At 40.1% G+C, this 8,705-nt stretch carries 9 protein-coding genes; 8 read left to right on the forward strand and 1 reads right to left on the reverse strand.

Going from position 1 to position 8,705, the window contains the following annotated elements:
• Window positions 1-323: 323 nt before the first annotated feature.
• The 6 genes from H605_RS0112910 (at window position 324) to H605_RS0112935 (ending at window position 6,643) form a co-directional block, all read left to right on the forward strand.
• Complete coding sequence (locus H605_RS0112910) at window positions 324-920, forward strand: NADPH-dependent FMN reductase (RefSeq protein WP_029054612.1); 597 nt, start codon at window positions 324-326, stop codon at window positions 918-920.
• Window positions 921-1,072: 152 nt separating this feature from the next.
• The gene (locus H605_RS0112915) at window positions 1,073-1,597 is read left to right on the forward strand and encodes a YceI family protein (protein ID WP_029054613.1); all 525 of its coding nucleotides are present in this window, start codon (window positions 1,073-1,075) and stop codon (window positions 1,595-1,597) included.
• A 574-nt stretch (window positions 1,598-2,171) separates the two neighbouring features.
• On the forward strand, window positions 2,172-2,525 hold the full coding sequence (locus tag H605_RS17870) for a hypothetical protein (protein ID WP_029054614.1): 354 nt from the start codon (window positions 2,172-2,174) through the stop codon (window positions 2,523-2,525).
• Between the two features lie 167 nt (window positions 2,526-2,692).
• On the forward strand, window positions 2,693-3,607 hold the full coding sequence (locus tag H605_RS18445; RefSeq protein WP_051210583.1) for a conserved phage C-terminal domain-containing protein: 915 nt from the start codon (window positions 2,693-2,695) through the stop codon (window positions 3,605-3,607).
• 153 nt (window positions 3,608-3,760) lie between these two features.
• Window positions 3,761-5,224, forward strand: a complete 1,464-nt coding sequence (locus H605_RS0112930) for an MDR family MFS transporter (protein WP_029054615.1) — start codon at window positions 3,761-3,763, stop codon at window positions 5,222-5,224.
• A gap of 162 nt (window positions 5,225-5,386) precedes the next feature.
• Window positions 5,387-6,643 (forward strand): YeeE/YedE family protein, encoded by a 1,257-nt coding sequence (locus H605_RS0112935; protein ID WP_029054616.1) that lies wholly within the window; start codon window positions 5,387-5,389, stop codon window positions 6,641-6,643.
• Window positions 6,644-6,728: 85 nt separating this feature from the next.
• Here the strand turns inward: H605_RS0112935 and H605_RS0112940 are convergent, their stop codons facing one another.
• Window positions 6,729-7,568, reverse strand: a complete 840-nt coding sequence (locus H605_RS0112940; RefSeq protein ID WP_029054617.1) for a pyridoxamine kinase — start codon at window positions 7,566-7,568, stop codon at window positions 6,729-6,731.
• 244 nt (window positions 7,569-7,812) lie between these two features.
• Here H605_RS0112940 and H605_RS17885 point away from each other — a divergent pair, with 244 nt between their 5' ends.
• The gene (locus tag H605_RS17885) at window positions 7,813-8,352 is read left to right on the forward strand and encodes a YkvA family protein (RefSeq protein ID WP_081657937.1); all 540 of its coding nucleotides are present in this window, start codon (window positions 7,813-7,815) and stop codon (window positions 8,350-8,352) included.
• Window positions 8,353-8,446: 94 nt separating this feature from the next.
• A partial coding sequence (locus H605_RS0112950; RefSeq protein WP_029054618.1) for a helix-turn-helix domain-containing protein occupies window positions 8,447-8,705 on the forward strand: 259 nt, incomplete at its 3' end.

Raw genomic sequence — 8,705 nt, forward strand, 5'->3', positions numbered from 1 at the left:
TATTTATATCGAATTCGAGATAAATTAATTAATTGCAAATGTATTCAGATTTCCAATTCACGCAATCTCATTTTTTTTTTGAGTAAAATTACCTCGAATTAATAATATGCTAATTCAGTCTAATGATAGAGGGGAGTAATTTGAATAAATTAAAAGCAATTTATTACGTAACAGCTATATCTAGCTAAGGTAAAGAATATTTATTTTTTTACCTATATATTAGAAATGCATTTCGTGAAAAAATGGTTTCATTTAAAAGAACAAAATGATAGCAGCAGTGAAGCCAATCGATAAAGAGTAATTGTCTGGAGTTGAAATGTTGAATGAACTTTTTTAGTAAATTATTTGGAACAAAACAAGAGGAGGACATAACAATGAAAAAATCAAACATCGGTATTATTTTAGGATCAACACGTGAGGGACGTGTTAGTCCACAAGTCGGAGAATGGGTAAAGAAATTGGCAGATCAACGTGGAGACGCACATTACACGATTATTGATATCGCTGATTATAAATTACCACTTTTAGGTGAAGCGGGTGGCGATGCATCAGGCGCAGCTGCTTGGTCAGAAATCATTGCAAAACAAGACGGATTCGTATTCATCGTACAAGAATACAATCACTCCATTTCGGCTTCACTTAAAAATGCATTAGACTACCTTCGTGTAGAGTGGAACGACAAAGCTGCAGGTATTGTTTCATACGGTTCAGTAGGTGGAGCTCGTGCTGCAGAGCATTTACGTGGCATTTTAAGTGAATTATCCGTGGCACATGTTCGTGTTCACCCTGCATTATCATTATTTACAGACTTTGAAAACGGCACAGAACTTAAACCAGCTGATGTGCAAGCTGCTTCAGTCAATCAAATGTTAGACCAAGTCATCCCATGGACGACGGCATTAAATACAATACGTAAATAATGCAATAGTAAAAAGCCTTTATATGGTTCATAGGAGTAGAACTATGTACTAAGTAATCATGATTTAAGTTACAATCAAACAAAATATATTGAATTAGAGATAATTACGCTATGTGATCGTCTTAACACGTATAAAAAGAGGAGAGTTTTAAAATGACAAAATGGAATGTAGATGCAGTGCACACGAACGTAGGATTTTCGGTTAGACATATGATGGTGTCAAATGTAAGAGGTAGCTTCACTGGACTTGAAGGGTCAGTTACTGGGGATGTAGACAATTTAACAGATGCAAAAATTCACTTTACGATTGATGTGAACACCATCAATACAAATAACGAAGATCGCGACGACCACCTTCGTTCAGCTGATTTCTTTAATGTAGAACAGTATCCGAATATTACATTTGATTCGACTGAAATTGTTAGAACAGGAGAAGACGAATATGATGTTACAGGGGATCTGACAGTTAAAGATGTTACGAAGAAAACTACGTTTAACGTGACGCGTACGGGAGCTGGAAAAAATCCTTGGGGTGTAGATGTAGTTGGTTTTGAAACAGCAATAAAAATTTCTAGAAAAGAATATGGTTTGACTTGGAACCAAGCACTAGAAACAGGTGGCGTATTAGTAGGCGATGATATTAAAATCACAGTAGAACTTCAAGTGAATCCAGCATAATGAATTTGCAATTGTTGAGTTCATTTACAGAAAAGGCGATCAACCACTACAAAAAATGATGAGAAAGTGTTCATTGCCAATAGTAGCATTACGTATGGGGTAGATTAGTTAGAAAAGAAAAACGTGTTAAGAAGATAACCGCGTCCGAAAGATCGTCAGATTATATATGCTACAATAAAATTTGTAGTTTTACCCTTTGATATCTCGAATTCATAATAAATGGTTTGGTGCTAAATGTATAGTGTTTCGACTGGAGCGCTAAAGTTTTGGGAACAACGGGTAGACGCATGTAACGAAGACTAAACGATCTGGTGGCTTTAGAGAATGGTTATGGCGTAAATTACAACACATCTACTGATCTTTGCCCGATGTATAAACTAAAAGAAGCTAGTGATTAGAGTTTACATGTTCGTTAATTTATTAACAAACGACATTTTCATTCTGAACTAGCTTCTTTTAGTGCATATCTTTAAAAAATTTTAAAAAGATGTATCCTTATTCAAAAAGCTCTCTATATAGCTAGTGAAGAGGCAAATAGCTGTCGCTTACAACAAGTTAGTAGGGGGAAACCATAATGCAAATGAACCATGAAGAATTTCTGCAATTTCATCCACACACAGCAGCGAAGATCGGACTCAATGAATCGATGTTCCTGCAACAAATCCATGAGCTGTCTTTCGGTCCGAATGATACGGAAGAAGGAACACAATGGGTGAGCAGGTCGTATAAAGAGTGGCATACCGTGATGAGTTTCTGGTCAATGGCTACGATTATCCGTGCGATACGAAAACTGGAGAAATCCGGCTACATTCGTTCAAAGCGACAGAACTTTGGGGAAAAGATGTACCTCGTGGATTACGAAGTCTGCAAGTCGAATGCGATACATCTGCTACAACCAGCGAGTGAAGAAGTATTGAACATCAACTAACGACTAATACAAAAGAGTGGAGGCCTAACGCATCCGCTCTTTTTTCGTGTGCTTTTGTAACTCGAAAAAATATTTTCAAAACTAGTATCCTTATGCAAAAAGCCTTCTATATAGTAAGTGAAGTGGTGGATTGCTACCACTTACATACATTCTAGGAGGAATTCAATATGAAGTTATTAATCAATGAACAGCCATTACAATTACTACCGTCACTTGTACATTTAGTCGGATTAAATGAAGCGTTATTTCTGCAGCAACTGCATTTCCGTTCACTCATTTCAAAAAATGTGCGCGACGGCCATCAGTGGGTGTATAAAACGTATGATCAATGGCTAGAGGAATTTTCATTCTTGTCACGTATGACAATTAAACGCACGATCTATAATTTGGAAAAACAAGGATACCTCATTTCGACTTCAGAATACAACAAGATGAAAATTGATAAGACGAAATGGTATCGGATTGATTATACCAAACTACCCGCTTTTTCTATTCAAGAAGATACGTCGGTTGAAGAAGTGACGCCCGCAAATAGTGAACTGGAAATAGATCATGCGACGTTTCAATCTGATACATCAACAGATCAAAAAGAAGACGATGCGACGTTTCAATCTGATACAACGGACGTTTCACTTCGAAACGCTGTGTCGTACCAAAGTGAAACGATGGACTGTACCAATGTGGTACGGCCTATAACCAAAGAACTTAAAGAACTTAAAAGAATAAAGAATAAAGAGCTTGTCGAGAAGCCTCTCGACGTTACGCATTTCGTCATTGCATATTTGAATGAGAAAACCGGTAAGCAATTTAAAGCTACATCCGCAGCTACTAAAAAATTTATTAACGCAAGAGTGAAAGAAGGCTATACACAACAGGATTTCGTACGCGTTATTGATCTCAAAGTGTCACAGTGGAATAACAATCCCGAATATCGAGCATACTTACGCCCTTCGACGTTATTCAACCCGACGAACTTTGAAAACTATTTGAATGAACAACCGGCAGTTCCTGTACAAGCTACGCAAAGATGCTTGCCTCAGTCACCTGTATTGGATTTTAGCCAAGGCGAAAATTTAGGCTAGACCGCCTGTGTAAACGAGAAAATATAACGTTAAAAAAAGATTGTCATTTTGGATCTCGAAAGATTGACACGTCGCCTATAAAAAAGCATGATTAGAGTAAATGTACGGTAACTATATTGCCGAATACACGTGATCAACGAAAGAGGTTTTGAGATGGAAGAACAGAAATACGAATACTTGGCGGATAACCCAAATAGTAAAGTAATGCCTATTATGTTGGCTCTTATTATCGGTGCATTTTTCGCCATTTTGAATGAAACACTATTGAACATCGCACTGATCACACTGATGGATCAGTTTTCCATCACGTTACCGACGGTGCAATGGATGGCAACAGGCTTCATGCTTGTCATGGCAGTCGTCATCCCAATCTCGGCTTTACTTTTACAATGGTTTACGACGAGGCAATTATTCCTCGGTACGATGACCGTATTCACGATTGGAACGATCGTAGCTGCGAGTGCTCCGACGTTTCCCATTCTATTAACGGGTCGACTAATACAGGCTGTTGGAACAGGGTTACTAATGCCGATCATCTTCAACGTATTCTTACTCATTTATCCACCGCATAGACGTGGTAAGGTTATGGGTATCATCGGACTCGTCATTATGTTCGCACCAGCGATTGGTCCCACGTTATCAGGTGTGATCGTGGAATATCTCGGATGGCGCTATTTATTCATACTCGTCATTCCATTCGCATTATTTTCCATTGGATTCGGTTATAAATACTTGATCAATATTACGGAAGTTACAAAACCTAAAATTGATTATATTTCATTGGTGTATTCATCGATTGGTTTCGGATCACTCGTGTATGGATTCAGTTCAGTCGGTGAAAGTGCAGATGGATTTGCGAATCCTCGCGTCTTGCTGTTGATTGGTGTCGGTGTAATCGGAATTGCGCTCTTTGCTATAAGGCAACTAAAGTTGAAGGAGCCGGTCATGGATATGCGCGTGTTCCGTTACCCGATGTTCACGCACGCGGTCTTCTTGTTCCTGATCATTATTATGGCGATGTTCGCTTCTGAAATCATCTTGCCTATCTATATGCAAGGACCACTGGCACTTAGCGCAGCGACAGCAGGTTTAATCCTACTGCCAGGCAGTATATTGAATGGTATTATGTCTCCATTCATGGGGTCATTATTCGATAAATTTGGTCCACGTGTGCTGATGATTCCAGCCACAATTGTTCTTAGTGGAACGATGTTCATGATGAGTCGATTGACGCTCGATACACCGATTTGGGTTGTTGTCACGAGTTATATTTTGCTTATGCTCAGTGTCTCTGCGATCATGATGCCAGCCGAAACGAATGGACTGAATCAATTACCTAAGCGGTTATATCCGCACGGCACGGCCGTGATGTCGACGCTACAACCTGTTGCTGGAGCTATTGGCGTGTCGGTATTTATTAGTATAATGAACGCGAGACAATTGCACTTCCTAAAGAAGTCTACGACGCCTGAAGACGCGCTTACTGCTGATTTGGCTCTCGTTGCTGGTGTGGAGCTTGTGTACTTTATCGCGTTTGCCATGTCGCTTGTGGCGGTTGTGCTGTCGTTTATTGTGTACCGTGCGACTCCACGGGAAGATGTGGAAGAAATCAAATAACTGAAGAATCCTCAATCCTTACAAAAGGGTTGAGGTTTTTTATGTGGTTTACTGCAAATCTATGTAAAAATCGCTATAAGCTCAACAAGTTGACTTTAAAAACATATAATACTAATATGAATTAGTATACCTAGTAAATTAATAGGAAAAGGATGTTATGCAATGACGACGATAAGAGTACAACCGGTCAATGACGTAAAAGGACCGGTTGAACGAGAAGATCTTTTATTGAATCCTCCGCAAAAACTATTGATTGCGGGTGGCGTACTTGTGGCAGTAGTGTTATTCGCTTATTTACTAGCCACTCAGCATATTTCTCAATCGATGCTTCTCGGCATTGGGTTATTACTTGGCTTCACTCTCTTCCATGCACGCTTTGGCTTTACATCCGCATTCCGGCGCATGGCGTCAGTCGGAAACGGCCAAGCGATGCGATCGCATATGCTAATGTTGGGCATAGCGGTAACGTTATTTGCTCCGATTTTAGCTTATGGCGCTACATTTTTTGGTGGCCCGGTAGCCGGCTATGTTTCGCCTGTAGGTGTTAGCCTCATCGTAGGTGCCTTTGTATTTGGAATCGGCATGCAGCTTGGCGGTGGCTGTGCTTCCGGTACACTGTACGCTATAGGTGGTGGACGTACTGTTATGTTCGTAACTCTAGCATTCTTCATTGTCGGTGCTACAGTTGGCGCGTACCACTTACCATTCTGGACGGAAGAAATGCCTGCATTCGCTCCAATTTCATTGGCTACTTCTACTGGTTTAGGCTATGGTGGCGCTTGGCTTGTGTCGATTGCGCTATTTGGATTCATTGCCTGTATTACTTTGATTATCGAGAAAAAGAAAAAGGCGCCGAAAATGGCAACACTTCCTACTGAAAGAGGATGGAAACGAATTTTTCGTGGATCTTGGCCTTTGTTTGCAGCTGCAATTGTATTAGCAGTGTTGAACGCATTAACATTACTTACGCGTGGTACGCCTTGGGGCATTACTTCTGCTTTCGCGTTATGGGGTTCCAAAATAGCTTCTATTCTGGGCTTTGATGTAGCGAGTTGGGGGTATTGGCAAGGGGCCAACGCATCCGCGTTAGAAGCATCCATTTTCACTGATTCCACTACGGTATTGAACCTTGGGGTTATAATCGGAGCATTCGTCGCTTCAGCAGCTGGCGGTTTATTCAAATTCACACGAGTGACTGTTGGTAATTTCGCGGCTTCTGTCATAGGTGGTTTGATGATGGGCTATGGCGCACGTCTTGCATTTGGCTGTAATATCGGTGCCTACTTCGGGGGCATTGCATCATTTAGTTTACACGGATATATTTGGGGGATTCTCGCACTTGCTGGAACGTTCTTAGCCTTATATCTCCGACCTTTGTTTGGACTTACGGTACCAAAATCCAATGATTCAATATGCTAATGAAAATGAAACAAATAAAATTCACAAAAAAGCACCAGATCCACAATATAGTTTCGTGGATCGGTGCTTTTATAGTATGTACTTCTCACAACAACATCCGCAAATACTTCTCAAAATTCACTCCCGCCTCTACTGACGTATCGTATAAAGCAGTATCTTCTATGGCAGCGAGCAAAAATTCCTTTGCAAGCGTGATCGCCTGTTCCATGCTCACCCCACGAAGTCGACTGCCCATCAGTACCGATGCGAATAAATCACCAGTGCCTGAATAACTGTTACCATTGTACGGCACCGTAGTGAAAAGTGAATCCGTCTCGTTAATATACATATTACCGATAGAATCTTGCCGGCTAGGTGGCTGGATTCCTGTAATGATAATTTCAGCGCCGGTTGATAGTTGGAGTTGTCTACCTGCGTCCTCTACGCTCTTCAAGTAATCCTGTTCATCCATGCAGCTGTGCAATACATCATAGCTATAACCGGTCAGCAAACAGCATTCCGTAATGTTCGGCGTAATAATATCCGCCCGTGAGACAAGAACCTTCATTTGTTCAAGAAGTTCTTCTTCGAAATTATCATACGCTTTTCCGTTGTCACCCAGCACCGGATCCACGAGCAAAAGCGTGTGGTCAGTATAAAAACTTTCGAGAAACGTGAGGATTTGGTGAATTTGCTCTTTGCCCGTAATATAACCGGTATGAATACCGTCAAACGAAACATTGAGCTTCTTCCACTCCTCCGTATAGCGCGGCATGACGTTCGTTAGATCATGACAGTAATAGCTCGGATATTCTGTTTGTGCAGACAGAACCGCTGTAGGCAATGGACACGCTTGCACGCCCATTACGGAAAGTACTGGAATCGCGGCCGTGAGTGAACATTTACCGAATGAAGACAAATCTTGAATAATTGCAACCTTTTTCATGGGGAATCCTCCGTAAACTGCTATGTATTATACGTATCATAGCATAAAGAATGCAGTGGATTGTTGCGAGAGAACTAGTTATAACTAGATCATTCATTACATATCATTTTTTCGATAAACGAGAAATTTTCAGAAGGTATATCAAGTATATTTTATAATCAAATATCATGGGTTACAATACAGAGCATGGAGGGTATACATATGATCAACCGAACGTTTCGAGTCGTTGAGGTGATGATAGGGAATGAAAATAAACAAGACATACAAACTCAGAAAACAAAAGAAAGCAGGTAATATCTTGGTTAATAATAATGAAGATTATTCTAGCCATTTCTCAGAAGAAAAGTTTTGGGATAAAATTCTTAAGTTTGGTAAACAAGCAGGAGTGAAGTTAACGTACGGGGCTCTATTACTATTCTATACATTTAAAAAGCCAACAGTTCCGAAGAAGGTAAAGTCTACTATTTTGGGTGCTCTAGGATACTTTATACTACCGGTGGATCTTATACCAGACTTCACACCGATTGTGGGATATTCCGATGATTTGGCGATCGTTGTGGGAGCCTTGCTAGTCGTAGCTACGTATATTGATGCAGAAACAAAACAACTCGCAAAAAATAAAGTAACTGACTGGTTTGGTGAAAATGCTATAAAAGATACCGATTCCTTGGATGGTGAAGTGGAAAAGACTATACAAAGTAGGAAAGAGAAGAAGGAGATGAAGATAGAGAATAAGAAAGTGAAGAAAGAGAATAGAGAAATTAAAAACATCCCCAATGAGTAAATACTCATTGGGCTAACCTAAATTTTTGAGACAATATAAAACACCTTCGAAGTGGTACACTTGTAAAAAGTACTTACAACGGAGGTGTTTTTGCGTGGGCAAAAACGTATATTCAAGCGAAGTAAAATGGGCAGTTGTCAAAGATAAATTGAGTGGGGAATTAACAACTAAAGAAATTATGGAGAAGCACGGAGTCAAAAATAAATCCCAGATTGAAACCTGGATGAGATGGTATCGTGCAAATGAAATATATCGTTTTGATCAACCGATAGGTAAACAATATACCTTCGGTCATGGGCCAGAACTTTCGAGTGAAGCGGACAAGAAAGAACGACAGATGTCTCATTTAAAAA

Source organism: Sporosarcina ureae DSM 2281, assembly GCF_000425545.1.
Taxonomy (GTDB): domain Bacteria; phylum Bacillota; class Bacilli; order Bacillales_A; family Planococcaceae; genus Sporosarcina; species Sporosarcina ureae.